Here is a 26,479-nt window from a genome sequence, read left to right on the forward strand (position 1 = left end):
CGTTTGGTCACGCAGTCGCGAATACTATATATTAGTATTTATGACTACAGACCGAATTTCATGGTTCGACACCGCCCGCGGGTTCGCCGTCGTCCTCGTCGCACTCGGCCACGCGACGATGATCCTCGTCGAGGAGGGGGTGTCCTCCCCGGTCTGGTACGTCCTGTCGCAGCTGGCGCTCGCCATTCGCATGCCGTTGTTCTTCGCGCTCTCCGGGATGCTCGCCATCCGGATCGTCGACCGGTCGTGGAGGGACCTCTGGGACCGCAGGCTCGCACTGCTGCTCTGGATGATCCTGGTGTGGACGGTGATCCGGTTCGCCTGGTTCTCGCTCCTCCCGATCGATTCGTTCCCGCACTACGCCGACCCGAGCGTCGTGCTCATCAGCCCGGTCTGGCCGACCGGCATCTTCTGGTTCCTGCAGGCGCTCGCCCTCTACCTCGTCGTCGGCAAGGTGATGAACGGCAGAGTGCCCGTCTGGGTGCAGTTGTCGGGAGCCGCCGTCCTGTCGGCCGTCGCCCTGGGTGCCCTCGGGAGTGAGAGTGGGAGCTATCAGCGCGCTGCCGGCTACCTCTTCTTCTTCCTGCTGGGTCTGCACGGGCGTCGACGGATCGTCGCTCTGGCCGAGCGCCGTCGCCCGTTCGTCGCTGCCGGTCTCCTCGCCGCCGTGGTCCTCGCTTCAGGGCTGATCTTCGCGGTCGACCTCGACCACGTGCCCGGCGTGCTGACGGCGCTCGGTGTCCCGGCTGTCCTCGCCACCGTGCTGGCGCTCCGCGCCATCGACGGGACGTCGGTTGCCCGGATCCTGCAGTCGGTGGGGCGTCACAGCCTTCCGGTCTTCGTGATTCACGTGCTGGTCATCGTAGGGATCACCAGGGCGCTGCTCCTGCTTCCCGAGGTGCCCGCGCCCGTCCAGGCGGTCCTGCCGCCGGTGGTCGCGACGCTCGCGGTGGTGTCGAGCCTGGTCGTCTGGCGGCTGACGCGCCGGATTCCGGGTTTGTACACGGCTCCGCGGATCCTCATGACCCGGAGTCGTCTCCGCACCTCCGCTGTATGAGCGACGCTCCGCTCAGGGGCGCTCGGAGGGGCGCCGACGGGGGTTAGCCGACGACGATGCCGAGGACGCCGGCCACGAGTGACAGGGCGGCGAGGACGAGGGCGATGCTGATGAGGATGACGTGCACGCGGAGGAAGGTGGTGCCGCGACCCTGCGCGTCGCGTGCGCGCGGGTCGGCGGTGATGCGCTTCAGGAACCGCGGCCAGACGACGACGTTGTAGACACCGTTGATGAGCAGGAGGACGGAGACGGCGATGATCACCGCTCGAGTCTACGGAAGCGGCCGCGTCGGCGGTGCTGAGTAGACTCGACCCATGAGCACAGCTGGGGACCGATTGGTCTGGATCGACTGCGAGATGACCGGACTCGAGCTGGAGGTCGACGAACTCGTCGAGATCGCCGTCGTGATCACCGACTTCGAGTTGAACATCCTCGATCCGGGCTACTCGGTCGTCATCAAGCCCGACCAGTCGGCGCTCGACAACATGGGCGAGTTCGTCACGAACATGCACCAGACCTCGGGGCTCCTCGAGGAGATCCCGAACGGCGTGAGTGTCGCCGACGCGGAGTTCCAGGTGATCGAGTACATCCAGCGGTTCGTGCCCGACGAGTCGAAGGCGCCCTTGGCCGGCAACACCATCGGAACGGACCGTGCGTTCCTCGCCCGCTACATGCCGCGTCTCGACGCGCACCTGCACTACCGCAACGTCGACGTCTCGTCCATCAAGGAGCTCGCCCGCCGCTGGTACCCGCGGGTGTACTTCAACGCCCCGTCGAAGCACGGTGGTCACCGCGCGCTGGCGGACATCCTGGAGTCGGTCCGGGAGCTCGCGTACTACCGCGGTGCGCTGTTCGTCGATCTGCCCGGCCCGAGCTCGGACGACGCGAAGCAGGTTTCGGAGGCGGTCGTGTCACGATACGCCCCGAACATGTAATAGACTCGTCCAGTCGCTTGTGACGCGGTCTCCGCGGAACAGGTCGCATGGTGGGTATAGCTCAGTTGGCAGAGCGCCTGGTTGTGGTCCAGGAGGTCGCGGGTTCAAGCCCCGTTACTCACCCCATGTCGTACAGAAGCCGGAGGACTCCTCCGGCTTCTGTCGTATCCGGGGAGCACAGGCATGCTTGAGTTGGACACCGAGGCGTTCGAGGCGCTGGTCGTCGAGGAACTCGACCGCTTGCCCGATGAGATGGTGGACGGGCTCGACAACGTCGTCTTCGTCGTCGAGGATCGCCCTGAGAACGGCACGCTCGACACCCTGGGCCTCTACGACGGCGTGGCCCTGACGGAACGAGACCGCTACGGCTTCGGCGAGATGCCGGATCGGATCATCGTCTACCGGGAGCCGCATCTGGCCGCGTGCGAGTCGTTGGACGAACTCGCCGACGAGATCCACACCACCCTCGTCCACGAGATCGCCCACTTCTACGGCATCGACGACGACCGCCTGCACGAGCTCGGGTGGGCCTGACCGTCACCTGGTCAGCCGGCCGGTGTTTCCAGCGTGTTGCGGCTGCCTCGGAGTTCCGTGTCGGTCGCAGGAGAACGAGTAGCCTGGTCGCATGCGCGAGATCCAGGCCCGCATCATTGCGGAACTCCATGTCAGCCCCACGATCGACCCGGCGGCGGAGATCCGTTCGCGGATCGACTTCCTGAAGTCCTACCTGCAGGCCACGCACACGAAGGGGTTCGTCCTCGGGATCAGTGGCGGGCAGGACTCCTCGCTCGCCGGGAGGTTGTGCCAGCTCGCGGCCGAGGAGGTCCGGGCTGAGGGTGGCGACGCGCGGTTCGTCGCCGTACGGCTGCCCTACGCCGTGCAGCACGACGAGGAGGACGCCCAGCTCGCCCTGTCGTTCATCCGCCCCGACGAGTCGATCGTGTTCAACATCCAGCGGGCGGTGGACGGCTTCGAGGCTGAGTTCGCGGACGCCACCGGGCAGCCGCTCAGCGACTTCGTGAAGGGGAACGCGAAGGCGCGGGCTCGGATGGTCGCGCAGTACGCGATCGCCGGACAGCACGGACTCCTGGTCGTCGGCACGGACCATGCGGCGGAGGCGGTCACCGGCTTCTTCACCAAGTTCGGCGACGGCGGTGCCGACGTCCTGCCGCTGAGCGGGTTGTCGAAGCGTCAGGGACGCTCGCTCCTAGAGTCGCTGGAGGCGCCGGAGCGGTTGTACCTGAAGGCTCCCACCGCCGATCTGCTCGACGGGACACCCGGGCAGACCGACGAGGACAACCTGGGCCTCAGCTACCAGCAGATCGACGACTTCCTCGAGGGGCACGACATCGATGCTGCGGCCGCAGAAGCGATCGAGGGTCGCTACGCGAGCACCGAGCACAAGCGCCAGCTCCCGGTGAGCAAGTTCGACACCTGGTGGCACTGAGCCGGTTCCCCTGAGATGAAGACGGCGGCCCGATCGGATGATCGGGCCGCCGTTCTCCAGTGTGGTCTGGGCGTCAGCTGACGCTGGACGGCTTGCGCTCGGCTTCCAGGACCTTGACGTCGTCGATGATGCGCTGCGTGGTGCTGGTGTTGATCGTGCCGCCGGTGGAGCGGGTGATGTCTCCGGGCCGAGATCCTGCGGTGGCCGCCGGCTTGACCTCGGCGTACTGCTCGTGGTGCTGCTTGGCGACCCAGGACTCCTGCTCGGCGATCAGGGCCTGCTCCGACCCTGCCGACTCGGCTCGCCAACGACGGAGGTCCGCCTCGAAGTCCTTCCGTGCCCGCGCCGGCTTCTTCGACCACTCGACGAGACGGTCACGGAATTCCTCGACCACGGGGTCGAGCTCGTATCCGTAGGTCGCGGAGTTGCGTTTCATCTCGTGCAGCTGGTGGTTGGCCCAGTCCGCGGCAACCGCAGCGCCCTTGACCGGGCTGAGCCGGACGAGGGTGTCGGTCTGCGCGACCGCGCGATCGCTCAGCACCTGCTCCTGCGGGGTGAGCGAGTTCCAGACGCTCGCCTCCGTGGCTGCATCGACGAGCGCCATGATCGCCGCATGCTTCTGCTCGCGATCGCGCTGATCGACGATGCCGCGGAGCGCACGACGACTGGCGCCGGCGGCGACGAGGGAGGACACCACGACGGCCACGATGAAGAGGGCCGCAGAGAACAGCATGGGGCGGACCTCTGAAGAGGTCACCCACTCGACGAGATCATTCCACCATTGCATGCGCCGAACGTTACCCCTCGTTCGGGCGTGAACGCGGACGACGCCCCGCGGGCGCCGGGATCCGCTCTCGTGCCCGAAATCAGCTGCGGAACGCGTCGATCGCGACCGCAAGATCGGTGAAACTGCCGAGTGGAGCGTAGGCGAGTACTGCGGGGCGGAACCGACTGGCGCGGTACTCGGCGCCGCCGTCGGCACCGACGGCCTCGATGTTGCCGAGGACGCGGCCGTCGGCGCTCGTCACGCGCCAGTACCCGGGACGGATGCTCAGAGCGTTGGGCATGGGGACTCCTCGTGTATCGATCGGCGCGGCCTCCCGGCGAGTGCCGGCTGGTACTGGTCAGCGTATGGCCGACCACCGACATCGGGCTCGGCGGATTCGTGCGAGCGTCCTCCACAGGCGCACCGACGGTTGTGGACGTCGACCGACTGCGGATGGCCGAGCTGTGGGCGCTCGTGATCGGAGAGGCTGATGGAGCGTCCGGGGCGGTGAACGGCACGGACCCGCTCCGGACGCACGGCCGGTCCGCCGAATGGATCGAGACACCGAGCTGAGAGGATCAGATGAACGACCAGATCACCGTCTGCGGACACGTCGCGACGGAACCGAAGCACCACCGCACCGCCTCCGGGCTGGACATCACGAGCTTCCGTCTCGCGTGCCAGCAACGTCGCTACGACCAGAAGCAGGGCACGTGGGTCGCGCAGGAGACGAACTGGTACACGGTGAGCGCCTTCCGGGGCCTGGCGACCGCGGCCACCGAGTCACTGGTGAAGGGCCAACGCGTCATCGTGCTGGGGAGACTCCGGATCCGCGACTGGGAGCAGGGTGAACGACGCGGGACCTCGGTCGACATCGAAGCCGATCACCTCGGCTCGGACATCTCCTGGCAGCCGAGAGCCGCTGCGGAGTCGTCCGGCGCGAGCGAGACGAGCGCGGAGGGATCTCCGGCAGCACCGGCGGCGGCCGGAGCGCCGGCGGCGTGGGCCCCGGCTCCGCCCCAGGACACGCCGTTCTGACGTGCCGCGTAGACTGCTCGACGTGCAGAAGAGCCTTCGTGATCGCCCCGCCTCCGTCGTCAGCCCGGTCCGTCGTCGCTCGTCGTCCATCGGACTCGGCGTGGTCGTGGTGCTCGGTGCCCTCGGTCTCGGCCTGACCGGCTGCGCGCAGCCTGCGCCCGTCCCGACGCCCACGGCGACCCAGGCGCCGACGCCCACCGAGACACCGGCAGCGGCACCCGTGCTGCAGCCGGAGGGTACCGCCGCCGACAACCTGCCGTTCTTCGACACCGTGAACGCGGCCACCCTGGCGGCGAATCCGGCTGCCGGAGGCCAGGCCATCATCGACGGGCTCGTGGCGGCAGGGTTCCCGAAGGCGGAGATGGAGGTCTCCTCCGACACCACGAGCATCGGTGAGCCGGCGGACTCGATCCAGTTCTCGATCCGGTGGCAGGGACAGTGCATCCTTGGGCAGAACGGGCCGGCGACGGGGTATCACTCCTCCGTGGTGCCGCTGCTCGACACCGGCCGGTGCCTCATCGGCGCCACGCGTCCGATCGACTGGTAGCGGCCGGACGGCCATGGCCGTCGACGTGCAGCGCAAACGCCGGGTCCGCCCGTAGACTGGACGGCGACATGGCTGAATACATTTACTCGATGGTCCGCGCCCGCAAGGCGGTCGGCGACAAGCTCATCCTCGACGACGTGACGATGGCGTTCCTGCCCGGAGCGAAGATCGGCGTCGTCGGCCCGAACGGTGCCGGTAAGTCCACGATCCTGAAGATCATGGCGGGAATCGACACCCCCTCGAACGGCGAGGCGAAGCTCACGCCGGGCTTCAGCGTCGGCATCCTCATGCAGGAGCCGGAACTCGACGAGGACAAGACGGTACTCGAGAACGTCCAGGAGGGCGTCGGCGAGATCAAGGGCAAGATCGACCGCTTCAACGAGATCTCGCTCGCGATGGCCGAGCCCGACGCCGACTTCGACGCCCTGCTCGCCGAGATGGGTGTGCTGCAGGAGGCGATCGACGCCGCCGACGCCTGGGACCTCGACTCCCAGTTGGAGCAGGCGATGGACGCCCTGCGCTGCCCACCCTCCGACGCCACCGTCGCCCACCTCTCCGGTGGTGAGAAGCGTCGCGTCGCGCTCTGCAAGCTCCTCCTGCAGAAGCCCGACCTCCTGCTGCTCGACGAACCGACCAACCACCTCGACGCGGAGAGCGTGCTCTGGCTCGAGCAGCACCTGGCCCAGTACGCAGGCGCCGTGCTCGCCGTCACCCACGACCGGTACTTCCTCGACCACGTCGCGGAATGGATCTGCGAGATCGACCGCGGTCGTCTCTACCCCTACGAGGGCAACTACTCGACCTACCTCGAGAAGAAGGGCGAGCGCCTCAACGTCCAGGGGAAGAAGGACGCCAAGCTCGCCAAGCGCCTCGCGAGCGAACTCGAGTGGGTCCGCAGCAACGCCAAGGGTCGCCAGGTGAAGTCCAAGGCTCGTCTGGCCCGGTATGAAGAGATGGCGTCTGAGGCGGAGCGCACCAGGAAGCTCGACTTCGAAGAGATCCAGATCCCGGCCGGCCCGCGCCTCGGCTCGACGGTCCTCGAAGCTCAGAAGCTGCAGAAGGGCTTCGACGGACGCGTCCTCATCGACGACCTGTCGTTCAGCCTGCCGCGCAACGGTATCGTCGGCATCATCGGCCCGAACGGTGTCGGTAAGACCACGCTGTTCAAGACCATCGTCGGTCTCGAGCCGCTCGACGCCGGCGAGCTCAAGGTCGGTGAGACCGTGAAGCTCTCCTACGTCGACCAGTCCCGCGGGGGCATCGATCCCAACAAGACGCTCTGGGAGGTCGTGTCCGAAGGACTCGACTACATCCAGGTCGGCAACCAGGAGATCCCGTCGCGCGCCTACGTGTCGACCTTCGGCTTCAAGGGCCCAGACCAGCAGAAGAAGGCCGGCGTCCTGTCCGGTGGTGAGCGCAACCGCCTCAACCTCGCGCTGACGCTCAAGCAGGGTGGAAACCTCCTGCTGCTCGACGAACCGACCAACGACCTCGACGTCGAAACGCTGTCGAGCCTCGAGAACGCGCTCCTCGAGTTCCCGGGTTGTGCCGTGGTCATCACCCACGACCGGTGGTTCCTCGACCGCATCGCGACCCACATCCTCTCCTACGAGGGCACCGAGGAGAACCCGTCGAACTGGCACTGGTTCGAGGGCAACTTCGAGTCCTACGAAGAGGACAAGATCAAGCGCCTGGGCCCGGACGCCGCGAAGCCTCACCGCTCCGCGTACCGGAAGCTCACCCGCGACTGAGTGTGACGAGGACGGCCCATCGGCTCCGGCTGATGGGCCGTCACTCGCCCGTCTCCCACCAGCCTGAGCAGGGAAGGTTCACCGATGACCAGACTCCACGTGCCGATCCCGTTGCGATGGGGCGACCTCGACGCCTTCAACCACGTGAACAACGCGTCCATGCTGAAGCTCCTCGAAGAGGCGCGCGTGAGGGTGTTCTGGATCCCGACGCTCGCATCGGAGGAGGCGCCGCCGACGGCGGTCATCGACGCGAGTCTCGACGCGGAGACGATCACGCTCGTCGCCCATCAGGAGATCGAATACCTGGCCCCGATCCCGTATCAGCGCGATCCGCTCGACGTCCAGCTCTGGATGGGCAAGATCGGGGGAGCCAGCCTGCAGGTCGCCTACGAGGTCTACTCTCCGCGCGGTACCGAGCCGCAGACGCTCTACGCGCGCGCCGCGACGACGGTCGTGATGGTCGACGCGAAGACCATGAAGCCTCGACGGATCTCAGATGCGGAGCGCGCCGTGTGGGAACCGTTCATCGAGGACCCGATCGAGTTCTCGCGTCGCTGAGCGCGGCATCTCGTCATGACACCGGATCAGCGGGGTGTCGGGAAACGGACCATGCCTTCCTGAGCCACGCTCGCCACGAGCGACCCGGCCCGGTCGTAGATGCGGCCGAGTGACAGCCCGCGGCCACCGGTCGCGCTGGGGGAGTCCTGCAGGTAGACGAGCCACTCGTCCACCCGGGCCGGCCGGTGCCACCACATGGCGTGGTCGAGGCTGGCGATCTTGATGCCGGGGGTGGCCCATGGGACACCATGGCGTCGCATCACCGGTTCGAGGATCGTGTAGTCGCTCGCGTAGGCCAGAGCCGCGCGGTGGAGCGCCGGGTCGTCAGGTAGCTCGCCGATGGTCTTGAACCAGACCGCCTGCTGTGCCGTGCGTTCGCCCTCCACCCGGAGGTACACGGGGGAGCCGACGTGTCTGAGGTCGAACGGTCGCCCGGTGGCCCAGGCCTCGGCCGCCGGGTGGTCGATCCCGTGGAGGATCTCGGCGGCGGACGGCAGCGTCTCCGGATCGGGAAGGCCCGCCGGGAGGTCGATCTGGTGCTCAGGGCCCGCATCCTGCGTCTGGAAGGAGGCGATCATCGAGAGGATCGGTACGCCGTTCTGATACGCCTGGGTGCGCCGCGTCGCGAACGACCGGCCGTCGTGGATGCGGTCGACGGCGAAGGTGATGGGCTGGTCGACGTCGCCAGGACGCAGGAAGTACCCGTGCATCGAGTGAATGATGCGCTCCGCGTCGACGGTCCGCGTCGCGGCGACGACGGACTGCGCGAGGACCTGACCCCCGAACACCCGCCCCTGCGGCATCCACTGCGACGGCCCGGTGAAGATGTCCTCATCGGTGCGGACGCCGGGCGCGCTCAGGTCGAGCGCGGTGAGTAGGGATTCGATCGGTTCCTTCACGGGGACACGCCTTTCCGTCGGGGACCGGCGCACCACAGCGACGCCCGAGCCGACCCGCCGAGTCTATCCACGGCGGGCTCACGATGTCCCGGAGCCGACGCGGCGGTGGCGTACATTGAGAGGAGATGTCCACCACCCTGCACCTCCTCGACGCCGACTCGCTCGCCGACCTCCGCACGTTCCTCGCGCGAGCCAGCCGGATCGACGATTCCGGAGTCCGGCTCCTCGCCGCCGACCACGTCCTGGCGGTCTCCGCCCCCGTGCTGCACCCGCAGGGTCTGCTCGATCGCAGCCCGACGATCATCGGCATGCGCACCTTCGCCCTCGCCCACGCTGCCTCGGCCGACGTCCTGGCGACCCCGCGCGAACTCATCGACCGGATCGTGCGCACACTAGGCGGCTCGACGACCGGACGACCCGACGGATCAGCGTCGGCGTCGCTCGAGCTCCCGCCGTCGACCAGGACGGCCCCGTGGGTCGGCCAGGCGCCGCCGCGCGGCGGCTGGGAACGCGTCGGCGACGTGGACACCATCGAGCTCGAACTCGTCGCCAGGACGGGCGCCACGGAGATCGCCGAGGCGCTTCCGACGGCTGTCGGGGACCAGATCGTCCAGAAGGTGCGGTCGCAGGTGTGGTCGAGGCCCCTCGGCGACGGCTTCGGTCTTCCGACCGGGGCGGCGTTCGCGGCCGTGGGTCTCGGGTTCATCGCGGAACCGGAGCGAGCGACGGTGTTCCGTTCCGGTGGGTGGGTGCGACTGAGCACCCGGCGTGGTCACGTGCTGGCCAACGCCGTCTCCTAACGCTCAGACGCCGGCCATCGCGCGGCCGGCCACACGCCCGGTGAACAGGCAGCCGCCGAGGAAGGTCCCCTCGAGCGCGCGGTAGCCGTGGACGCCTCCTCCGCCGAACCCGGCAGCCTCTCCCGCCGCGAAGAGACCGGGCACCGGGTTTCCGTCGGCGCCGAGGACGCGGCTCGAGAGGTCGGTCTCCAGCCCGCCGAGGCTCTTGCGGGTCAGCACGTGCAGCTTGACCGCGATGAGCGGGCCGGCTTTCGGGTCGAGCAGTCGGTGCGGTGCCGCGACGCGGATGAGCTTGTCGCCGCGGTAGGCGCGCGCGCCGCGGAGAGCGGTGATCTGCAGATCCTTCGTGAACGGGTTGTCCATCTCGCGATCGCGCGCCTCGACCTCCGCGATGACGTTGCGGCCGTCGATCGCCGTCTCGGGGGTGGACGCCTGCATCCCCGCCACGAGTTCCGTGATCGTGTCGGCGACGATGAAGTCCACACCGTGTTCCTTGAACGCTTCGACCGGGCCGGGGGCGCCGGGTCCGATGCGCTTCGCGAGCAGGCCGAGGTCCTTGCCGGTCAGGTCGGGGTTCTGCTCGCTCCCCGACAGCGCGAACTCCTTCTCGATGATCCGCTGGGTGAGGACGAACCAGCTGTGATCGTGGCCGGTGGCGCGCAGGTGCTCCAGGGTGCCGAGCGTGTCGAACCCGGGGAAGAGCGGTACCGGGAGACGGTGACCGGTCGCGTCGAACCAGAGCGACGACGGCCCGGGCAGGATCCGGATGCCGTGCTGGGGCCAGATCGGGTCCCAGTTGGTGATGCCCTCGACGTAGTGCCACATCCGGTCGCGGTTGATGAGGCGTCCGCCCGCGCGTTCGCTGATGCCCAGCATGCGGCCGTCGACGTGGGCAGGGACTCCGGAGAGCATCGTCGTCGGCGGCTGGCCGAGACGGGCTGGCCAGTGCTCGCGGACGAGGTCGTGATTGCCGCCGATGCCACCGCTCGCCACGAGGACGGCCGGAGCGCGGCAGGTGAACTCGCCGACAACGTCGCGTGAGCTGCTCTCGCCCCGCATCGCGGTCGACGGGGCGAGGACGGACCCTCGGACGCCGACGACGGCACCGTCCTCGGTGAGGAGCTCGTCGACGCGGTGCCGGAAGTGCGGCGACACCGAGCCGTCGGCGACACCCTGGTTCACCCGGCGGACGAAGGGCTCCACGACGCCGGGGCCGGTGCCCCAGGTGATGTGGAACCGTGGGACGGAGTTGCCGTGTCCGATGGCGCCGTAGCCGCCGCGTTCCGCCCAGCCCACGACGGGGAAGAACCGCATGCCCTGCTCGTGCAGCCAGGCGCGCTTCTCGCCCGCGGCGAAGTCGAGGTAGGCCTCCGCCCACCGTTTCGGCCAGTGGTCCTCCGGACGATCGAAGGCGGCGGCACCGAACCAGTCCTGCGTCGCCAACTCGAGCGAGTCCCGCACCCCGAGGTGGCGCTGCTCGGGGGAGTCGACGAGGAACAGGCCGCCGAACGACCAGTGCGCCTGTCCGCCGAGGTTCGACTCCGGCTCCTGCTCCACCAGGATGACCCGTTTCCCAGCGGCGATGAGTTCGGCGGTGGCGACGAGGCCGGCCAGCCCACTCCCGATGACGATCGCATCGGCCTCGGTTCGGTCGGCGGACGGGGAGGGAGGGGCGGTTGCGGACATCTGGTGACTCCTTCGGCACGGACGTGCGTCCGATCCTACGGCCGCCGTGTCGGAACGCGCGGAGTCGGCGTCGAAATCAGAGAAGACTGCGGCGTGGTGCCCCTGGATCGTCGTCGAAGGTGTTCACCATCGCGTGCGCTGCGCGCTCCAGGTAGTCCCAGAGGGTCGCCTCGTGGACCGGGGCCAGGTCGAGGCTGTCGACGGCGCTGCGCATGTGGAGCAACCAGCGGTCCCGAGCGTCGGGATTCACGTGGAAGGGCTGGTGCCTGAGACGCAGCCGTGGGTGCCCGCGTTCGGCGCTGTACGTCCCCGGGCCGCCCCAGTACTGCTCGAGGAACAGCATGAGTCGTTCGGCCGCAGGGCCGAGGTCCTCCTCCGGATACATCGGTTTCAGGACAGGGTCGCCGGCGACTCCCCGGTAGAACTCGTCGACGAGCCGCTGGAACGTCGGACGACCGCCGACCTGCTCGTAGAAGGACATCCCTGGCGGCTGCTGGTCGGTCATCGTTCCGCTCTCGGGGGTCGCTTGGTCTTCGGCGCCCTGGGCGGGACGACCGTGGTCGGGTGGGTCCGCGGCGGCCGGGAACCGGTGACACTCGCGGCGCCTTCGAAGCCGGAGAGGACGATGCTGTTCAACGCCGGGAGCTTGACGCCCATCTCGTCGACGGCGCGCTTCAGTCGCATCCGGAGTTCGCGCGCGACGTCGTCCTTCGAGCTCGTGCGCGTCTTGATGACCAGGCGGATGATCAGGGCATCGGCCGAGACCGACTCGAGGCCCCACAGCTCGGGCTTCTCGAGGATGCGGGAACGCCACTTCGGGTCGTGGGCGAGGTCGTTCGCCGTGGTCAGCATGCGCTCCTGGACGGCTTCGACATCGGCGTCGTAGGGGATGGCCAGGTCGATGATGACCCGGGACCAGCCCTGCGACATGTTGCCGACGCGCAGGATCTCGCCGTTGCGGACGAACCACAGCGTCCCGTTCACGTCGCGCACCTGGGTGATGCGGATACCCACCGTCTCAACGACGCCGGTCGCCGGTCCGAGGTCGACGACGTCGCCGACGCCGAGCTGATCCTCGACCACCATGAACAGCCCGTTGAGGATGTCCTTGACGATGTTCTGCGCTCCGAAACCGAGACCGGCGCCGACCGCTGCGGTGAGGAGCGCGAAGGACCCGATGATGCTCGAGTCGATCACGTTCACGACGAGGATGGCGGCGACGATGACGATGGTGACGTTCACGATGTTGCTGAGGACGGTGCCGAGGGTCCTGGTGCGCTGGACGAGCCTGACCGCTGCGAGCGGCGAGGCCAGCAACGACTGCGTGTCGGTGACGTCGGCGCTCTTCTTGACGCCGCTGACGATGCGTCCGACGACCCGCCGGATCACGAAGCGCAACACCCAGGCGGCGGCGAAGGCCAATCCGATCACGACCACCACGCCGATGATCTTCCAACCCGCGGTCCAGAGGAAGGCGGTCACGTCCGGCCAGAGTTCATCCCAGTTCATATCCGGCTCAGTGTACTCAGCGTGCTGGAGTGAATCGTGTGAGCGGGCCGGACGGCAGCCGCACGTCGACCGGACGGACGGTCATGGACGGACGAGCCCGTGCTTGTAGGCGAAGATGACGGCCTGCACACGGTCTCGCAACTGCAGCTTCATGAGGACGCGCCCCACGTGGGTCTTGACCGTCGATTCGGAGAGGATGAAGTGCGCCGCGATCTCCGCGTTGCTGAGTCCTTCCGCCATGGCGACGAGGATGTCGTGCTCACGCGGGGTCAGGTCGGCGAGCCCCGCCGCCGATCCCTCGGCTGTGTCGGCCGCGCTGCCGGGGAGCGCCGTCGCGAAGAGCTCGAGCATCCGCTTGGTGACCCGGGTGGACACGGCGGCGTCGCCGGCGTGCACAGCGCGAATCGCGGACGTCAGCTCGTGGGGGAGGGCGTCCTTGAGGAGGAAGCCGCTGGCGCCGGCCCGCAGCGCGCCGAACGCGTACTCGTCGAGGTCGAAGGTCGTGAGGATGATGATGCGGCTGTCGGGGTGCGCCGCGACGATCCGGCGGGTCGCCTCGATCCCGTCGAGGCCCGGCATCCGGACGTCCATCAGGATCACGTCGGGTCGCAGCCTGGCGGCGAGGTCGATCGCCTCGGCACCGTTGGACGCCTCACCGATGACGCTCAGGTCGTCCTCGGCGCCGAGGACGAGGCCGAAGCCGAGTCGGATGAGCTGCTGGTCGTCGACGAGCAGGATGCGGATGGGGTCGGTCATGGTGTGGTTCCTCGCGGATCGGGGGTCGGACGGGATCGTGCTGCACCGGGATCCCTCGGGAGCACGGCGTGAACACGCCAGAGGCGATCGCCGACCACGCCCGCCGTGACCCGGCCTCCCTGGAACGCCACCCGCTCGCGGAGCCCGAGCAGCCCCTGACCTGCGCCGAGCGACGGCGCGTCCGGGATGGAGCCGTCGTTCTCGACGATGAGCTCGATGCGGTCGTCGTACGAGGTGATGACGACGTCGACGCGCTTCGGCCGTTCCGAATACCGTAGGGCGTTGGTGAGCGCCTCCTGGGTGATGCGGTGCACGGCGAGCAGGATCGAGGGGTCGTCGGTCGGGGGACCGGAGTCGGTCAGGGTGACCGGGAGTCCGAGCCCACGGAAGGTCTGCACGAGTGCGGGGATCGAAGCTGCGTCAGGCTGTGGTGCGAGGGGTGCGCTCCCGGTCTCGCGGAGCACGCCGAGCATGCGTCGCATGTCGACCAGTGAGGTGCGCGCGGCGTCGGTGACCGCGGTCATGGCGGCTCGCGACGCCGTCGGGTCCTTGGTCGCGAGGGCGCCTTCTGAGAGGGCGACGATGACCGTGAGACTGTGGGAGACGATGTCGTGCATCTCCCGCGCGATGCGGGTGCGTTCGGCGACGGCGGCGAGCTGGGCCTGCTGGTCACGCTCGCGCGCGAGCTGTGCTGCGCGGTCCACGAGGGCCTGGACGTAGCGCTTCCGGTTGCCGACGTTGATGCCGACGAGGAGGCCGAACAGCGCGAAGAGCACGACGGAGATGATGGTCTGCTCCGGCTCGCCTGGTGCCTGCGGCGCAGCCCACGGGAGGAACGGAGCCAGGATCGCCACGACCGCGGCTGCGGCGAAGGCCCGCCAGCCGAGGGCGACTCCGCGGTAGACGGCGACGGAGTACAGGAGGACCGGCACGGCGAAGGCATCGACGGCCACGGTCTGCGCGACCGACACGAGTCCGACCGCGATCACGATCAGTGCCATCGTGAGCGGTCTACGGCGCCGCAGGAGGACGGCGAGGGTCGTGACGGCGACGATGGCCACCGCGAGGGCGATCCGCGACGGCTGGGTCGCCAGGTCGACGTCGAACCACTCCGCCGTGCTGACGGAGAGTGCCACGAGGAGGTACCCCGCTGCGATCAAAGCGTCAGCCGTCCAGGGGTGCCTGGCCCACCAGCGCCGGACGACCCCCGGTGGCCGGGGGAGCATCAGGGAAGCCTCTGTCGCCGAACGGTCGCGGACGGACGCCTGCACCGGATCGGTCATCGCGACGACGACCCGGAGGGCAGGACATCGTTCACAGGGCCGCTCATCCTCCAAGGATACGGAGAACCCCTCCACGGTGGGTCGTGCCGTGGAGGGGTCCTCAGGTGGTGCGTCTGGTACCGCGGTGCTATCCGGTGGCGGAGGTCACGCGGCGTCCCGTGCCTGTGCCGCGAGCGCCCGTTCGACACCCGCGAGGGCCTCGACGAGCATGCGACGCAGCGCCGGGACCTCCGGGTTGGCGTCCAACCATGCACGGGTGCGGTCCCGCAGCTCGGTTGAGGCGAGCGCGGAGGGGTAGAGGCCCTCCACGATGTACTCGGCGATCTTGTAGCTCCGCGACTCCCAGACCGTCGTCAGCGCGGCGAAGTAGGGCTCCACGAGCGGCTCGAGGACTGCGGGGTCGATGACGTGACCGAACCCGAGTCCCACGTTCCGCACGATGGCGTTCGGCTGGTCGTCCTGCTCGACGACGGAGTCAAACGCGGCGCGCTTCCCCTCGGTCGTGGGGATGGTCGCACGCGCACGTGCGGCCGCCTGTGCGCCGTTGGCCGTGTTGTCCGCCGCCAGCGCCGCGTCGATGTCGGAACCGTCCGCGAGGCCCAGGAGCACCAGGCCCTCGAGCAGCTCCCATCGGAGGTCGGTGTCGATCTCGAGCCCCTGCAGTGAGGCCGTGCCGTCGCGCAGCGCCCGGAGGTGCTCGCCGTGCTCGGGCGTCGACGCGAGGGAAGCGAAGAACTTCACGAACTGGAACTGGGCGTCCGACCCGGCCTCCGCGTCCTGCGCGAGGGCCCAGAGGGCGTCGCCGACGCGCTCGACGGTGTCGAGGCGGCGTTCGGGGGCGACGTAGTTCCGCGCGGCGAGCCCGAGCTGTCCGAGCGTCGTGCGGAGCGTCGTCGACTCGGTCTCGGTCGCGATGTTGCCGAGCACGAGGTCGACGTAGTCGGACGCGGTGGACTCGGCGTCGCGCGTCGCATCCCACGCCGCGCCCCACACGAGCGAGCGGGCCAGCGGATCCTCGATCGAGGCGAGGTGGCCGATCGCCGTCGCGAGGGAGCGCTCGTCGAGTCGGATCTTCGCGTAGGCGAGGTCGTCGTCGTTCAGCAGGACGAGGTCGGGCTGCGTCTTGCCGAGGAGCTCCGGCACCTCGGTGAGGGAACCGTCGACGTCGAGTTCGACGCGCTCGGTGCGGACGAGCTTGCCGTCCTGCAAGCGGTAGAGGCCGATGGCGAGGCGGTGGGGACGCAGGGTGGCGTACGCCTCCGGAACCGTCTGGCGGACGGCGAACGCCGTGAACGTGCCGTCTGAGTCGACCGTGAACTCGGGGCTGAGCGTCCCGACACCGGAGGTCTCGAGCCAGAGCTTCGACCACTCGCGGAGGTCACGACCGCTCGTCGCCTCCAGTTCGACCAGGAGGTCGTCGAGCACGGTGTTCCCGAACTCGTGCTTCCGGAAGTAGTTGCCGACACCGGCGAAGAACGCCTCGATCCCGACCCATGCCGCGAGCTGCTTCAGGACCGAGCCGCCCTTCGCGTAGGTGATGCCGTCGAAGTTGACCTGCACGTCCTCGAGATCGTTGATCGTCGCGACGATGGGGTGCGTGGAGGGGAGCTGGTCCTGGCGGTACGCCCAGGTCTTCTCCATCGCGTTGAACGTCGTCCAGGCTTCGGTCCACTCCGTGGCCTCAGCGGTGGCGATCGTCGACGCCCATTCTGCGAAGGACTCGTTCAGCCAGAGGTCGTTCCACCACTTCATGGTGACGAGGTCGCCGAACCACATGTGGGCGAGCTCGTGCAGGATCGTGACGACGCGACGCTCCTTGATGGCGTCGGTCACCTTCGAGCGGAACACGTACGTCTCCGTGAAGGTCACTGCACCGGCGTTCTCCATCGCCCCGGCGTTGAACTCGGGGACGAAGAGCTGGTCGTACTTCTCGAACGGGTATGCGTAGGAGAACTTCTCCTCGTAGTAGGCGAACCCCTGCCGCGTCTTCTCGAAGATGTAGTCGGCGTCGAGGTATTCGGCGAGGCTCTTCCGCGCGAACACGCCGAGCGGGATGGTGCGACCGTCGCTCGAGGTGAGCTCGCTGCGGACCACGTCGTACGGGCCGGCGACGATCGCGGTGATGTAGGACGAGATGCGCTGCGTCGGCGCGAAGCTCCACGTCGCAGCGCCGTCGTGCGCGGGGACCGGCTCGGGCGTCGGGGAGTTGCTGACGACCTCCCAGGCCGCGGGGGCGGTGACGGTGAAGGTGAACGACGCCTTCAGATCCGGCTGCTCGAAGACGGCGAACACCCGGCGGGAGTCGGGGACCTCGAACTGGCTGTACAGGTAGACCTCGCCGTCGACCGGGTCGACGAAGCGGTGGAGGCCCTCGCCCGTGTTGGTGTACTCGGCGTCCGCGTCGACGACGAGCACGTTCTCGGCGGCGAGGCCGTCGAGCTGGATGCGGATCCCGTCGGACACCGTCGCCGGATCGAGCTCGACGCCGTTCAGCGTGACGGAGTGGACCGTGCGGGTGATGGCGTCGATGAAGGTCGAGGAACCGGGCTCACCCGTGAACCGGACCGTCGTGGTGCTGCGGAACACCTCAGGACCGGTCGTGAGGTCGAGCACGACCTCGTAGCTCGACGTGTCGACGAGCGCCCTGCGCTCCTGGGCCTCGACTCGGGTGAGGTTCTCTCCTGGCACAGCTGCTCCCTGGTGTGTTGATGGACACGTGACGTGTGAACTGCACGTGGTCGCTTGTGACGACCCCGGCACGAGCAACCAGCCTAGACCCGGTGTGCGTCCACTCCCGGAGCGATCGGGGCGGGTGGAGCGTAGGGTTGCGGCATGACGACTTCCGCCGCAGACACCACCCGCGTCGACTTCTGGTTCGACCCCTCCTGCCCGTGGGCCTGGATGACCTCACGTTGGGTCGACGAGGTCACCGAGGCCCGCAACCTCGACGTCACCTGGCACATCATGAGCCTGGCCGTCCTCAACGAGGACCAGGACGTGAGCGACGACTACCGGGCGTTCTTCCCCCGCGCGCTCCGGTACACCCGCCTCGTCGCCGCCGCGGCCCAGGAACACGGCCAAGAGGTCGTCAAGCCGCTCTACGACGCGCTCGGCACCCGGATCCACCCGGGAGGACGCGCTGAAGACGTCGACGCCGTCATCGCCGAAGCCCTCGTGGAGACCGGACTCCCCGCGGCGCTCGCCGAAGCGTCGAAGACGGATGCGTACGACGGCCCCATGCGCGAGAGCCACTTCGACGGCATCGGGCGGGTCGGGCAGGACGTCGGCACGCCCGTCATCGCGATCGACGACGTCGCCTTCTTCGGGCCGGTCATCTCGCCCGCACCGAAGGGTGACCAGGCCCTCGCCCTGTGGGACGGCGTCGTCGCCGCGGCCGCCTACCCGGGCTTCTTCGAGCTCAAGCGCAGCCGCACGGCTGACCCGATCTTCGACTGACCCGAGCTGCGCGTCCGGAACCCTAGACTTTCCACATGCGCATCCACATCGCCACCGATCACGCCGGTCTCGAGCTCAGCCGCACCCTTCAGGACCACCTGCGCGCAGCGGGTCACGACGTCGTCGACCACGGCCCCACGGTGTACGACGCTCTGGACGACTACCCCTCCTTCTGCATCAACGCCGCGAAGGCGGTCGTACGGGACCAGCAAGCCGGCGTTGAAGCGCTCGGCGTGGTGTTCGGAGGGTCGGGCAACGGCGAACAGATCGCCGCGAACAAGGTCATCGGTGTCCGCGCCGCGCTCGTCTGGAACCTGAGCACGGCCCAGCTCGCCCGGCAGCACAACGACGCCAACGTCATCTCCATCGGCGCCAGGCAGCACTCGATCGACGAGGCGGTGTCGTTCATCGACGCGTTCATCGCCGAACCGTTCAGCCTCGAGGAACGCCACGCCCGTCGTATCGCCCAACTCGCGGAGTACGAGGCGACCGGCACCATCGCCGGCAAGCACGTCGACGACTGACGCGTCCGCCATCGCCACTGCGGCGCCGCTCGACCGCGCCGCCACCCGAGTGAGGAGTCACCATGCCCGAGGGGCACTCCGTCCATCGCATCGCCCGCCAGTTCCGCCAGAACTTCGTGGGTCACCGCGTCGCGGTGTCGTCGCCGCAGGGACGGTTCGCGGAGGGCGCTTCGGTCCTCGACGGACGGACCGTCACGGACGCCAAAGCCGTCGGCAAGCAGATGTTCCTCGAGTTCGACGACGGCCTGTGGCTGCGGGTCCACCTGGGGCTCTACGGTGCATGGGACTTCGCCGGAGACATCCATTCCGACCCGACCATCGCCGCGTCGAACGGACGCATGGGACAGACGAACCAGCGCGGGACCGTCGTCGATGGCGACGACGAGGCCGACCCGATCCTGGACCTCGACGGGGAGAACTCGCTGCACAGCATCGGTGCACCGCGTCGGGCCCGCGTCCGGATGTCCGAGCAGTCGAGCCCCCTCGCCGAGCTGGACGAGCGGTTCCCTCCCGAGCCCGTCGGACAGGTGCGCGTGCGTCTGCTGACCGACACCACCGTCGCCGACCTCCGCGGCCCGACCGCCTGCGAGGTCATCGACTCGGCCGGGGTCCAAGCGGTCATCGACCGGCTCGGACCGGACCCGCTGCTCGACCCGAGCGCCGAGGCCGGCGAACGGTTCGTCTCCCGAGCACACCGCAAGGGTTCGCCGATCGGTCTGCTGCTGATGGACCAGCAGATCGTCAGCGGCATCGGCAACGTCTATCGCGCCGAACTGCTCTTCCGCGCGCGGCTGGATCCGCACCGCACGGGCAAGACCGTCCCGGAGGAGACGCTGCGCGAGCTCTGGGCCGACTGGACGAGACTGCTCGCGATCGGAGTGGAGACCGGGCAGATGATGACGATGGACGACCTCTCGCCCGCCGACTACCGACTCGCGATGGCCAACCGCGCCGATCGCCACTGGGTCTACAAGCGCGAGGGGCTGCCCTGTCGGGTCTGCGGGACGAACATCCTGCTCGAGGAGATGGGTGCCCGCAAGCTGTACTGGTGCCCGAACTGCCAACGCTGATCCGAACCCGCCCGACGAACCGACGAGGACCGATGTGATGACCGAGCACCGCCCTGGATCCGTCGGCGACGTCGTCACGACGATCGCCGACGTCCACCTGTCGGGCCCGCGCCGTGGAGGCGCGTCCGACACAGAACGGGTCGACGTCCTCCTGGAGGACGGTGTGATCGTCGCCATCCGTCCTGCGGACCCCGAGGTCCTCCGCGACGGCGACCCCGGCGTCCTGGACGGCGGCGGCGGCTTCCTGTTGCCAGGCCTCTGGGACCATCACGTGCACTTCACGCAGTGGGCGCGCACGGCCAGGCGCGTGGACCTGTCGTCGGCGGCGTCGGCCGCGGAGGCGGCGGCGCTGGTCGCCGAACGCATCGCGCAGGAGCCCGACGGCGACGGCTGGATCGAGGGCGCCCGGTTCCGGGACGCCCTCTGGCCGGACCTGCCGACGTTCGCGGTGTTGGATGAGATCGCCCCCGACCGCGCGGTCGTGCTCATCAGCGCCGACCTGCACTGCTGCTGGTTGAACAGCGCCGCGCTGCGGGCCACGGGCTTCGGGGACCACCCCACGGGTTTGCTCCGGGAGGAGGAGTCGTTCGCCGTCCTCAAACAGCTCGACCAGGTGGCGGCCGAGCTCTCCGACCGATGGGTCGACGCTGCAGCCGATCAGGCGGCGTCACGGGGCGTCGTCGGGGTCGTCGACCTCGAGATGCGGTGGAACGCCGCGGACTGGGTCCGACGCGTCGGGAACGGCACCCGCGCGCTCCGCATCTCGTTCGGGGTCTACGCGGAGCATCTCGAGCGCGCGATCGACGCCGGTCTCGTCACCGGTGGGGTGTTGGCCGGAACGGACGGGCTGGTGCAGGTCGGCCCCTTCAAGGTCATCACCGACGGCTCGCTCAACACCCGCACGGCCTGTTGCGACACGCCCTACCCCGGTTCCGCTCCGGGGTCGGATGCGCACGGCATGCTCAACGTGCCGCCGGAGCGGCTGACCGCCCTGCTCGCCCTGGCGACCGCCAACGGGCTCCACTGCGCGGTGCACGCCATCGGCGACCGGGCCAACACCCTCGCGCTCGACGCCATCGAGACCACGGGTGCGAGTGGGACGATCGAGCACGCGCAACTGCTGCGGGCATCGGACCTGGAACGGTTCGCCCGGACCGGGACGGCCGCGAGCGTCCAGCCGGAGCACGCGATGGACGATCGGGACATCGCGGAGGTGCACTGGGCCGGCCGCACGGACCGCGCGTTCGTGCTCCGCAGTCTGCTCGACGCCGGAGCGACCCTGCGACTCGGTTCCGACGCCCCGGTCGCGCCCCTCGACCCCTGGGTGTCCATCGCCGCCGCCGTGACCCGGAGTCGGGACGGACGCGATGCCTGGCACGGCGAGCAGGCCATCACGGTGGAGGAGGCGCTGGCCGCGTCGACCAGGGGCGACGACGACGTGGTGGCGGTGGGGAGCCTCGCCGACCTCGTCGTCGTGTCCGCCGACCCGTTCACCTGCCCTCCGGAGGCCCTCCGCACCATGCCGGTCCGTGCCACGCTGCTCGCGGGGCGGGTGACGGCCGCCGCGTCGTCGCCGCCGACGGGGGGATAGCCCCGATCCGGAGGAACGGGCTGCGGGACCTTCGAGGGTTCTGACAGCACGAAGGGGCAGTCACGGATGACTGCCCCTTCGGGATGGTGCATGCCGGTGCGCCCGGCGCTCGCCTAGCGGCTGAGGTGTGCGAAGAGGAACCAACGGTCCTTGTCGAGGCCGCGGGCGATCTCGATGGCGATGTCCTGGCTCGTCTGGTCGAGCTCGTCGAGCTCGTTGACGGCGGTGTTGACCGAGGCCGACGCGGCGTCGATCAGCGCGATGACCTCGGCGATCGTGCGGTCGGACTGCTGGAAGCCCTCGCTGAGTTCCGGGGTGCTGGTCTTCGCGGCGACCGTGCTGAGCCGTGCGTCGACGGGGAGGCCGAGGGCGACGATGCGCTCCGCGGCGAGGTCGGCCCACTCCTGCGCGTGGTCGACGATGTCGTCGAGCAGCTCGTGGACGCCGATGAAGTTCGCTCCGCGGACGTGCCAGTGGGCCTGCTTGCCGTTGACGACGATGGCGGTGAGGTCGAGGACGACGGGGCTCAGGAACTGTGCGGTGCCTGCCGCGACGTCCGGGTTGGCGACGGCCTGCGGAATGGAGGTGGTGATGTCGGTCATGGTGTTCCCCTTCGTTGACGAGTGAGGCCCTGGTCGGGCGTGTTCGCCGGTCTGCTTGGGTATAACGGTACTCAGGCCGAGACATTCCGCAAGGAAGTCGAGGCTCGGCTTACGAAGGCTGCACTCACGAAGGAAAGCCTGACCATATCGGCGATCCGAGCCGGGATCACGCGGTTCTCCGGTGTTCGACGACGCCTGCGGTACCGTGGTGCCCATGACTCTTCACGGTTCTGCCAGGAAGCTCCCAGGTGGGCGCGCGCCCGAGCTGGATCCGACCGCCTATACGGCGCCGGGCTCGATGCTGGTCGGGGCCGTCACCCTCGCTGCCGATTCGAGCGTCTGGTACAACGCGGTGCTCCGTGCGGACTCGGACTCGATCACCCTCGGCGCGGGGTCCAACATCCAGGACGGTGTCGCCGTCCACACGGACAGCGGCCACCCGACGGTCATCGGCCGGAACGTCTCGGTCGGACACAACGCGGTGGTCCACGGCTGCACGGTCGAGGACGACTGCCTGATCGGCATGGGGTCGGTCCTGCTGAGCGGAGCGGTGATCGGGGCCGGGTCGCTGGTGGCCGGGGGAGCGGTGGTCCTCGAGGGCATGATCGTGCCGCCCGGCTCGCTCGTCGCCGGGGTCCCTGCCAAGGTGCGGCGTGAGCTGTCAGCTGATGAGCAGGAGGCGATCCGGCAGAACGCGGCCCACTACGTCGCTCTCAGGGCGGTCCACGCAGCGGCGGTGGATGACGACTAGCGGCGGCGAGCGTCGCGCTTCTTGAGGCGACGTTGGGCCGCGAGCGAGCCGGACAGGCAGACGACGCAGCCGATCATGCAGATGAGGCCGACGCCGAGGCGGCCGGTGGCGAGGGCGTACACGCCGACGAAGAAGACCAGCGCGCCGGCCACGGTCCAGACGTGGGGCCAGAGGGCGTCGAGTCGCATGCGCTCAGCCTAGGGCCGGGAGATCCGTGCCCGGAGCCGAACCGTCGCACCCGCCTTCGCGGCGCTGCCTGGTTCTCATGAATACAGAGGGGATGACGGGAATCGAACCCGCGTAATCAGTTTGGAAGACTGAGGCTCTACCATTGAGCTACATCCCCGAGGCGCCGCGATGCGACGAACTCACCTGGCAATGCTACTGCATGCCGGAGGTGCGTCTGTGCAACGCGGGTCGTGCGCGGCCTGCAGCCCGGGAAACCGCACAGGTCGCGCCCAGATTCTGGGCTAGACTGACCGAGGCCATTTCGCCCGCCGCTCGTCGGTCGGGCCGGCTGGCCGGATTGTCGCCGATCCGGGGCGTAGCTCAGCTTGGTAGAGCGCCCGGTTTGGGACCGGGAGGTCGCAGGTTCGAATCCTGTCGCCCCGACTCCGTTTTGCGTCCTCAACTGAGGCAGAATCCCCGACACAGGAGAAGTAATCACGTGAAGACCACGGTCGAGAAGCTGAGCCCCACTCGCGTCAAGCTCGCCATCGCGGTGACGCCGGAGGAGCTCAAGCCGAGCATCACCCACGCGTACGGACACATCGCGGAGGACATCAACGTCCCCGGGTTCCGCAAGGGCAAGGTGCCACCGGCGATCATCGACCAGCGCGTCGGCAAGGGCGCCGTGATCGAGCACGCCGTCAACGAGGGTCTCGACGGCTTCTTCCGCAAGGCACTCGAGGAGAACGAGCTCCGTCCGCTCGGCCGCCCGCAGGCGGACATCGTCGAGTGGCCGAACGAGAAGGACTTCTCCGGCGACCTGCTGGTCAACATCGAGGTGGACGTCCGCCCCGAGATCACGCTCCCGGCCTACGAGGGCCTCAAGCTCACCGTCGACGCCCAGGAGGCCGGCGAGGCCGACGTCCAGGACGAGCTCGACCGCATCCGTGCCCGGTTCGGCACGCTCGTGACCGTCGACCGCCCGGCCAAGACGGGCGACTTCGCGCAGCTCGACCTGGTCGCCACGATCAACGACGCCGAGGTCGACCGCGCGAGCGGTGTCTCCTACGAGATCGGTTCGGGCGAGCTGCTCACCGGTATCGACGAGGCGCTCGACTCGCTCACCGCGGGCGAGACCACCACCTTCACGTCGCCGCTGCTCGGTGGCGAGCACGAGGGTGAAGACGCCGAGGTCACCGTCACGCTGACCGCTGTCAAGGAGCGCGAGCTCCCCGAGGCCGACGACGACTTCGCGCAGATCGCGAGCGAGTTCGACACCATCGACGAGTTCAAGGCGCAGCTGCGCGAGGTCGTCGAGCGTCAGCAGGTCATCACGCAGGGCCGCGACGCGCGCACCGCGCTCGTCGACGCCATGCTCGAGGCCGCGCAGATCCCGGTCCCCGAGAGCGTCATCGAGGACGAGGTCCACCGTCACCTCGAGGGCGAGAACCGCCTCGAGGACGACGAGCACCGTGCCGAGGTCACCGAGTCCAGCGAGAAGGCGCTCCGCACGCAGCTGCTGCTCGACGCCCTCGCCGAGTCGCTCAACGTGCAGGTCAACCAGAACGAGCTCACCGAGTACCTCATCCAGAGCGCGTCGCAGTACGGCATGGAGCCCGGCGAGTTCATCGAGGCCCTCGGTCAGCAGGGTCAGATCCCCGCCATGGTCGGCGAGGTCGCCCGCAACAAGGCCATCGCGATCGCCCTCGGCAAGGCCGAGGTCGTCGACTCGAACGGCAAGCCCGTCGACCTGAGCGACTTCGTCGCCGTCGTCGAGGACGAGGACGCCGCGGCTGAGCCCGCTGCCGACGAGACCACCGAGGCCGCGTCCGAGGACACCGCCGAAGAGGCTCCGGTCGAGGCCGAGCCGAAGAAGGCAGCTGCCAAGAAGGCTCCGGCCAAGAAGGCGCCCGCCAAGAAGGCTCCGGCCAAGAAGGCGGCGACCGACGAGGCTGCAGCCGAGTAGCACTCACCAGCAGTGACAGTAGGGGCGGAAGCGATTCCGCCCCTACTGTCGTCTTCGGACACGAACGGAAGGGAACGCGGGATGGACGAGGCGCAGGACTGGGACGCGCGGGTCGCGGCGGTCTGGGAAGATGCGGTGCTCAGCGACGAGGAGCGCATCGTGGCGATCGACGCCCTCGCCACGGAGCGACCTCACGGCGATGCCCGAGCGCTCTTCGAATCGGCGGGCGCACGCGACTCCGCCGGGCACGAGGTCGAGGCCGAGGCGCTCTACCGTGCCGCCCTCGACGCCGGACTCGACGACGAGCATCGTCCTCAGGCGGTCATCCAGTTGGCGAGCACCTTGAGGAACCTCGGGCGGGTCGCCGAGAGCGTGGGACTGCTGGAAGAGCAGCTCGCCGCCGAGGCGACGGGCCCCTACGCGGATGCCACGGCCGCCTTCCTAGCGCTGGCGCTCGCCAGCTCCGGTGATCCCCACCGTGCGACCGCGGTCGCCCTGCGTGCCCTCGTGCGTCACCTGCCGCGCTACCACCGGTCCGTGCGCGCCTACGCCGACGAACTCGAGTCGCGACCGCCCCGCTGAGTCCTGGGCTCCTGGCGTTCCGTCCGCCTCCGGCGAACCCCGGCGCCCGGGAGTCTGCCGAGGGCGAACAGGGCGTTGGTCGTGCGTCGCCTCCGATAGATTCGAACCACTGCACAACCGAAACGGAGCGATAATGGCCGAACCACAGTTCTCGCCCAGTGTCTTTGACCGCCTGCTGAAGGACCGGATCATCTGGCTGGGCGCCGAGGTCCGCGACGAGAACGCGAACGAGATCGCGGCCAAGCTGCTGCTGCTCGCCGCGGACGACCCGAAGCGCGACATCTACCTCTACATCAACTCGCCCGGTGGTTCCATCACGGCCGGCATGGCCATCTACGACACCATGCAGTTCGTGCCGAACGACATCGTCACGGTCGGTATCGGCATGGCAGCCTCCATGGGTCAGCTCCTCCTCACGGCGGGCACCAAGGGCAAGCGGTACATCACCCCGAACGCCCGGGTGCTCCTCCACCAGCCCCACGGCGGGTTCGGAGGCACCTCGAGCGACATCCAGACCCAGGCGCAGCTCATCCTCGACATGAAGCGCCGTCTCGCCGAGATCACGGCGGCACAGACCGGCAAGAGCGTCGAGCAGATCAACGCCGACGGCGACCGCGACCGTTGGTTCAACGCCGAGGAAGCGCTCGAGTACGGCTTCGTCGACCACCTCCGTGAGTCCGCGCTCGACGTGGCCGGCGGCGGCGGAACCGTCGACAGCGACAAGTAACCCGGCTTCG

29 protein-coding genes and 3 tRNA genes are annotated in these 26,479 nt (G+C 68.8%); 19 read left to right on the plus strand and 13 right to left on the minus strand.

The genetic code is table 11. The annotated features are described in order from the left end of the window. The first annotated feature begins 40 nt into the window (after positions 1-40). On the plus strand, positions 41-1,057 hold the full coding sequence (locus QRN26_RS06770; RefSeq protein ID WP_285035986.1) for an acyltransferase family protein: 1,017 nt from the start codon (positions 41-43) through the stop codon (positions 1,055-1,057). 43 nt (positions 1,058-1,100) lie between these two features. Here QRN26_RS06770 and QRN26_RS06775 read toward each other — a convergent pair whose 3' ends face one another. Continuing rightward, on the minus strand, positions 1,101-1,319 hold the full coding sequence (locus QRN26_RS06775; RefSeq protein WP_056006750.1) for an SCO4848 family membrane protein: 219 nt from the start codon (positions 1,317-1,319) through the stop codon (positions 1,101-1,103). A gap of 52 nt (positions 1,320-1,371) precedes the next feature. Here QRN26_RS06775 and orn point away from each other — a divergent pair, with 52 nt between their 5' ends. The 4 genes from orn (at position 1,372) to nadE (ending at position 3,439) form a co-directional block, all read left to right on the plus strand. Then, the gene (gene orn / locus QRN26_RS06780; RefSeq protein WP_056006747.1) at positions 1,372-1,992 is read left to right on the plus strand and encodes an oligoribonuclease; all 621 of its coding nucleotides are present in this window, start codon (positions 1,372-1,374) and stop codon (positions 1,990-1,992) included. A gap of 50 nt (positions 1,993-2,042) precedes the next feature. Continuing rightward, positions 2,043-2,118, plus strand: a tRNA-His gene (locus QRN26_RS06785). A gap of 57 nt (positions 2,119-2,175) precedes the next feature. Further along, positions 2,176-2,526, plus strand: a complete 351-nt coding sequence (locus tag QRN26_RS06790; RefSeq protein WP_056006744.1) for a metallopeptidase family protein — start codon at positions 2,176-2,178, stop codon at positions 2,524-2,526. A 91-nt stretch (positions 2,527-2,617) separates the two neighbouring features. Then, positions 2,618-3,439: an NAD(+) synthase gene (gene nadE / locus QRN26_RS06795; protein WP_285035987.1), complete on the plus strand. Its 822-nt coding sequence runs from the start codon at positions 2,618-2,620 to the stop codon at positions 3,437-3,439. Between the two features lie 73 nt (positions 3,440-3,512). On the opposite strand, the gene QRN26_RS06800 is transcribed toward nadE, so the two are convergent. Further along, the gene (locus tag QRN26_RS06800; RefSeq protein WP_157579805.1) at positions 3,513-4,226 is read right to left on the minus strand and encodes a hypothetical protein; all 714 of its coding nucleotides are present in this window, start codon (positions 4,224-4,226) and stop codon (positions 3,513-3,515) included. A gap of 79 nt (positions 4,227-4,305) precedes the next feature. Next, the gene (locus QRN26_RS06805) at positions 4,306-4,506 is read right to left on the minus strand and encodes a hypothetical protein (protein WP_056006735.1); all 201 of its coding nucleotides are present in this window, start codon (positions 4,504-4,506) and stop codon (positions 4,306-4,308) included. A gap of 281 nt (positions 4,507-4,787) precedes the next feature. On the opposite strand from QRN26_RS06805, the gene QRN26_RS06810 reads away from it, so the two are divergent. From QRN26_RS06810 to QRN26_RS06825, 4 genes are all read left to right on the plus strand, one after another. Further along, a complete protein-coding gene (locus tag QRN26_RS06810) occupies positions 4,788-5,243 on the plus strand; it encodes a single-stranded DNA-binding protein (RefSeq protein WP_285035989.1) in 456 nt (151 codons plus the stop codon). Positions 5,244-5,265: 22 nt separating this feature from the next. After that, positions 5,266-5,790, plus strand: a complete 525-nt coding sequence (locus QRN26_RS06815; protein WP_235522549.1) for a DUF6993 domain-containing protein — start codon at positions 5,266-5,268, stop codon at positions 5,788-5,790. A 68-nt stretch (positions 5,791-5,858) separates the two neighbouring features. Next, a complete protein-coding gene (gene ettA, locus QRN26_RS06820; RefSeq protein ID WP_285035991.1) occupies positions 5,859-7,541 on the plus strand; it encodes an energy-dependent translational throttle protein EttA in 1,683 nt (560 codons plus the stop codon). An 84-nt stretch (positions 7,542-7,625) separates the two neighbouring features. Next, positions 7,626-8,099: an acyl-CoA thioesterase gene (locus QRN26_RS06825; RefSeq protein WP_056006727.1), complete on the plus strand. Its 474-nt coding sequence runs from the start codon at positions 7,626-7,628 to the stop codon at positions 8,097-8,099. 26 nt (positions 8,100-8,125) lie between these two features. On the opposite strand, the gene QRN26_RS06830 is transcribed toward QRN26_RS06825, so the two are convergent. Next, positions 8,126-8,998, minus strand: a complete 873-nt coding sequence (locus tag QRN26_RS06830; RefSeq protein ID WP_056006724.1) for an acyl-CoA thioesterase — start codon at positions 8,996-8,998, stop codon at positions 8,126-8,128. A 125-nt stretch (positions 8,999-9,123) separates the two neighbouring features. Here QRN26_RS06830 and QRN26_RS06835 point away from each other — a divergent pair, with 125 nt between their 5' ends. Beyond that, a complete protein-coding gene (locus QRN26_RS06835) occupies positions 9,124-9,798 on the plus strand; it encodes a DUF8185 domain-containing protein (protein WP_056777978.1) in 675 nt (224 codons plus the stop codon). Positions 9,799-9,801: 3 nt separating this feature from the next. Here QRN26_RS06835 and QRN26_RS06840 read toward each other — a convergent pair whose 3' ends face one another. The 6 genes from QRN26_RS06840 to pepN form a co-directional block, all read right to left on the minus strand. Further along, positions 9,802-11,484 (minus strand): FAD-binding dehydrogenase, encoded by a 1,683-nt coding sequence (locus tag QRN26_RS06840; protein ID WP_285035993.1) that lies wholly within the window; start codon positions 11,482-11,484, stop codon positions 9,802-9,804. Between the two features lie 76 nt (positions 11,485-11,560). Continuing rightward, a complete protein-coding gene (locus tag QRN26_RS06845; protein ID WP_056006716.1) occupies positions 11,561-11,989 on the minus strand; it encodes a globin in 429 nt (142 codons plus the stop codon). Next, entirely contained in the window at positions 11,986-12,993 is a 1,008-nt protein-coding gene (locus tag QRN26_RS06850) for a mechanosensitive ion channel family protein (RefSeq protein WP_056006714.1), read from the minus strand. The genes QRN26_RS06845 and QRN26_RS06850 overlap by 4 nt, the downstream gene beginning before the upstream one ends. Before the next feature lie 81 nt (positions 12,994-13,074). Beyond that, the gene (locus QRN26_RS06855) at positions 13,075-13,749 is read right to left on the minus strand and encodes a response regulator (RefSeq protein ID WP_056006712.1); all 675 of its coding nucleotides are present in this window, start codon (positions 13,747-13,749) and stop codon (positions 13,075-13,077) included. Then, complete coding sequence (locus tag QRN26_RS06860; protein WP_235528138.1) at positions 13,746-14,975, minus strand: sensor histidine kinase; 1,230 nt, start codon at positions 14,973-14,975, stop codon at positions 13,746-13,748. The genes QRN26_RS06855 and QRN26_RS06860 overlap by 4 nt, the downstream gene beginning before the upstream one ends. 201 nt (positions 14,976-15,176) lie before the next feature. Then, positions 15,177-17,720: an aminopeptidase N gene (gene pepN / locus QRN26_RS06865; protein WP_285035996.1), complete on the minus strand. Its 2,544-nt coding sequence runs from the start codon at positions 17,718-17,720 to the stop codon at positions 15,177-15,179. A gap of 144 nt (positions 17,721-17,864) precedes the next feature. On the opposite strand from pepN, the gene QRN26_RS06870 reads away from it, so the two are divergent. The 4 genes from QRN26_RS06870 (at position 17,865) to QRN26_RS06885 (ending at position 21,673) form a co-directional block, all read left to right on the plus strand. Further along, the gene (locus tag QRN26_RS06870) at positions 17,865-18,488 is read left to right on the plus strand and encodes a mycothiol-dependent nitroreductase Rv2466c family protein (protein ID WP_056777965.1); all 624 of its coding nucleotides are present in this window, start codon (positions 17,865-17,867) and stop codon (positions 18,486-18,488) included. Between the two features lie 35 nt (positions 18,489-18,523). Next, positions 18,524-19,012, plus strand: a complete 489-nt coding sequence (locus tag QRN26_RS06875; RefSeq protein WP_056006700.1) for a ribose-5-phosphate isomerase — start codon at positions 18,524-18,526, stop codon at positions 19,010-19,012. A 62-nt stretch (positions 19,013-19,074) separates the two neighbouring features. Continuing rightward, complete coding sequence (locus QRN26_RS06880) at positions 19,075-20,082, plus strand: Fpg/Nei family DNA glycosylase (protein ID WP_285035999.1); 1,008 nt, start codon at positions 19,075-19,077, stop codon at positions 20,080-20,082. A 37-nt stretch (positions 20,083-20,119) separates the two neighbouring features. Further along, a complete protein-coding gene (locus QRN26_RS06885) occupies positions 20,120-21,673 on the plus strand; it encodes an amidohydrolase (RefSeq protein ID WP_285036000.1) in 1,554 nt (517 codons plus the stop codon). Positions 21,674-21,786: 113 nt separating this feature from the next. On the opposite strand, the gene QRN26_RS06890 is transcribed toward QRN26_RS06885, so the two are convergent. Next, positions 21,787-22,275, minus strand: a complete 489-nt coding sequence (locus QRN26_RS06890; RefSeq protein ID WP_056006695.1) for a Dps family protein — start codon at positions 22,273-22,275, stop codon at positions 21,787-21,789. Between the two features lie 214 nt (positions 22,276-22,489). Between QRN26_RS06890 and QRN26_RS06895 the strand changes: the two genes are divergently transcribed. Further along, the gene (locus tag QRN26_RS06895; protein WP_285036001.1) at positions 22,490-23,026 is read left to right on the plus strand and encodes a gamma carbonic anhydrase family protein; all 537 of its coding nucleotides are present in this window, start codon (positions 22,490-22,492) and stop codon (positions 23,024-23,026) included. Here the strand turns inward: QRN26_RS06895 and QRN26_RS06900 are convergent. Next, positions 23,023-23,214 (minus strand): hypothetical protein, encoded by a 192-nt coding sequence (locus QRN26_RS06900; RefSeq protein ID WP_056006689.1) that lies wholly within the window; start codon positions 23,212-23,214, stop codon positions 23,023-23,025. The two genes, QRN26_RS06895 and QRN26_RS06900, sit on opposite strands and share 4 nt — an antisense overlap. An 87-nt stretch (positions 23,215-23,301) precedes the next feature. After that, positions 23,302-23,372, minus strand: a tRNA-Gly gene (locus QRN26_RS06905). A 192-nt stretch (positions 23,373-23,564) separates the two neighbouring features. Here QRN26_RS06905 and QRN26_RS06910 point away from each other — a divergent pair. The 4 genes from QRN26_RS06910 to QRN26_RS06925 all read left to right on the plus strand — a co-directional run bounded on the left by QRN26_RS06910 (position 23,565) and on the right by QRN26_RS06925 (position 26,469). Beyond that, a tRNA-Pro gene (locus QRN26_RS06910) sits at positions 23,565-23,638 on the plus strand. A 55-nt stretch (positions 23,639-23,693) separates the two neighbouring features. Beyond that, positions 23,694-25,160 (plus strand): trigger factor, encoded by a 1,467-nt coding sequence (tig, locus tag QRN26_RS06915; RefSeq protein ID WP_056006686.1) that lies wholly within the window; start codon positions 23,694-23,696, stop codon positions 25,158-25,160. Positions 25,161-25,241: 81 nt separating this feature from the next. Next, complete coding sequence (locus QRN26_RS06920; RefSeq protein ID WP_056006683.1) at positions 25,242-25,742, plus strand: tetratricopeptide repeat protein; 501 nt, start codon at positions 25,242-25,244, stop codon at positions 25,740-25,742. A gap of 133 nt (positions 25,743-25,875) precedes the next feature. Beyond that, on the plus strand, positions 25,876-26,469 hold the full coding sequence (locus tag QRN26_RS06925) for an ATP-dependent Clp protease proteolytic subunit (RefSeq protein WP_056006680.1): 594 nt from the start codon (positions 25,876-25,878) through the stop codon (positions 26,467-26,469). Positions 26,470-26,479: the final 10 nt, after the last annotated feature.

It is taken from the genome of Plantibacter sp. ME-Dv--P-095 (assembly GCF_030209365.1).
Taxonomy (GTDB): domain Bacteria; phylum Actinomycetota; class Actinomycetes; order Actinomycetales; family Microbacteriaceae; genus Plantibacter.

Excerpts from the sequence above, each read along its gene's own strand:
- QRN26_RS06770 (WP_285035986.1), top strand. The coding sequence starts at position 41 with ATGACTACAGACCGAATTTCATGGTTCGACACCGCCCGCGGGTTCGCC.
- orn (WP_056006747.1), top strand. The coding sequence starts at position 1,372 with ATGAGCACAGCTGGGGACCGATTGGTCTGGATCGACTGCGAGATGACC.
- QRN26_RS06790 (WP_056006744.1), top strand. The coding sequence starts at position 2,176 with ATGCTTGAGTTGGACACCGAGGCGTTCGAGGCGCTGGTCGTCGAGGAA.
- nadE (WP_285035987.1), top strand. The coding sequence starts at position 2,618 with ATGCGCGAGATCCAGGCCCGCATCATTGCGGAACTCCATGTCAGCCCC.
- QRN26_RS06800 (WP_157579805.1), bottom strand. The coding sequence starts at position 4,226 with ATGCAATGGTGGAATGATCTCGTCGAGTGGGTGACCTCTTCAGAGGTC.
- QRN26_RS06805 (WP_056006735.1), bottom strand. The coding sequence starts at position 4,506 with ATGCCCAACGCTCTGAGCATCCGTCCCGGGTACTGGCGCGTGACGAGC.
- QRN26_RS06810 (WP_285035989.1), top strand. The coding sequence starts at position 4,788 with ATGAACGACCAGATCACCGTCTGCGGACACGTCGCGACGGAACCGAAG.
- ettA (WP_285035991.1), top strand. The coding sequence starts at position 5,859 with ATGGCTGAATACATTTACTCGATGGTCCGCGCCCGCAAGGCGGTCGGC.
- QRN26_RS06825 (WP_056006727.1), top strand. The coding sequence starts at position 7,626 with ATGACCAGACTCCACGTGCCGATCCCGTTGCGATGGGGCGACCTCGAC.
- QRN26_RS06835 (WP_056777978.1), top strand. The coding sequence starts at position 9,124 with ATGTCCACCACCCTGCACCTCCTCGACGCCGACTCGCTCGCCGACCTC.
- QRN26_RS06840 (WP_285035993.1), bottom strand. The coding sequence starts at position 11,484 with ATGTCCGCAACCGCCCCTCCCTCCCCGTCCGCCGACCGAACCGAGGCC.
- QRN26_RS06845 (WP_056006716.1), bottom strand. The coding sequence starts at position 11,989 with ATGACCGACCAGCAGCCGCCAGGGATGTCCTTCTACGAGCAGGTCGGC.
- QRN26_RS06850 (WP_056006714.1), bottom strand. The coding sequence starts at position 12,993 with ATGAACTGGGATGAACTCTGGCCGGACGTGACCGCCTTCCTCTGGACC.
- QRN26_RS06855 (WP_056006712.1), bottom strand. The coding sequence starts at position 13,749 with ATGACCGACCCCATCCGCATCCTGCTCGTCGACGACCAGCAGCTCATC.
- QRN26_RS06860 (WP_235528138.1), bottom strand. The coding sequence starts at position 14,975 with ATGCTCCCCCGGCCACCGGGGGTCGTCCGGCGCTGGTGGGCCAGGCAC.
- QRN26_RS06870 (WP_056777965.1), top strand. The coding sequence starts at position 17,865 with ATGACGACTTCCGCCGCAGACACCACCCGCGTCGACTTCTGGTTCGAC.
- QRN26_RS06875 (WP_056006700.1), top strand. The coding sequence starts at position 18,524 with ATGCGCATCCACATCGCCACCGATCACGCCGGTCTCGAGCTCAGCCGC.
- QRN26_RS06880 (WP_285035999.1), top strand. The coding sequence starts at position 19,075 with ATGCCCGAGGGGCACTCCGTCCATCGCATCGCCCGCCAGTTCCGCCAG.
- QRN26_RS06885 (WP_285036000.1), top strand. The coding sequence starts at position 20,120 with ATGACCGAGCACCGCCCTGGATCCGTCGGCGACGTCGTCACGACGATC.
- QRN26_RS06890 (WP_056006695.1), bottom strand. The coding sequence starts at position 22,275 with ATGACCGACATCACCACCTCCATTCCGCAGGCCGTCGCCAACCCGGAC.
- QRN26_RS06895 (WP_285036001.1), top strand. The coding sequence starts at position 22,490 with ATGACTCTTCACGGTTCTGCCAGGAAGCTCCCAGGTGGGCGCGCGCCC.
- QRN26_RS06900 (WP_056006689.1), bottom strand. The coding sequence starts at position 23,214 with ATGCGACTCGACGCCCTCTGGCCCCACGTCTGGACCGTGGCCGGCGCG.
- QRN26_RS06920 (WP_056006683.1), top strand. The coding sequence starts at position 25,242 with ATGGACGAGGCGCAGGACTGGGACGCGCGGGTCGCGGCGGTCTGGGAA.
- QRN26_RS06925 (WP_056006680.1), top strand. The coding sequence starts at position 25,876 with ATGGCCGAACCACAGTTCTCGCCCAGTGTCTTTGACCGCCTGCTGAAG.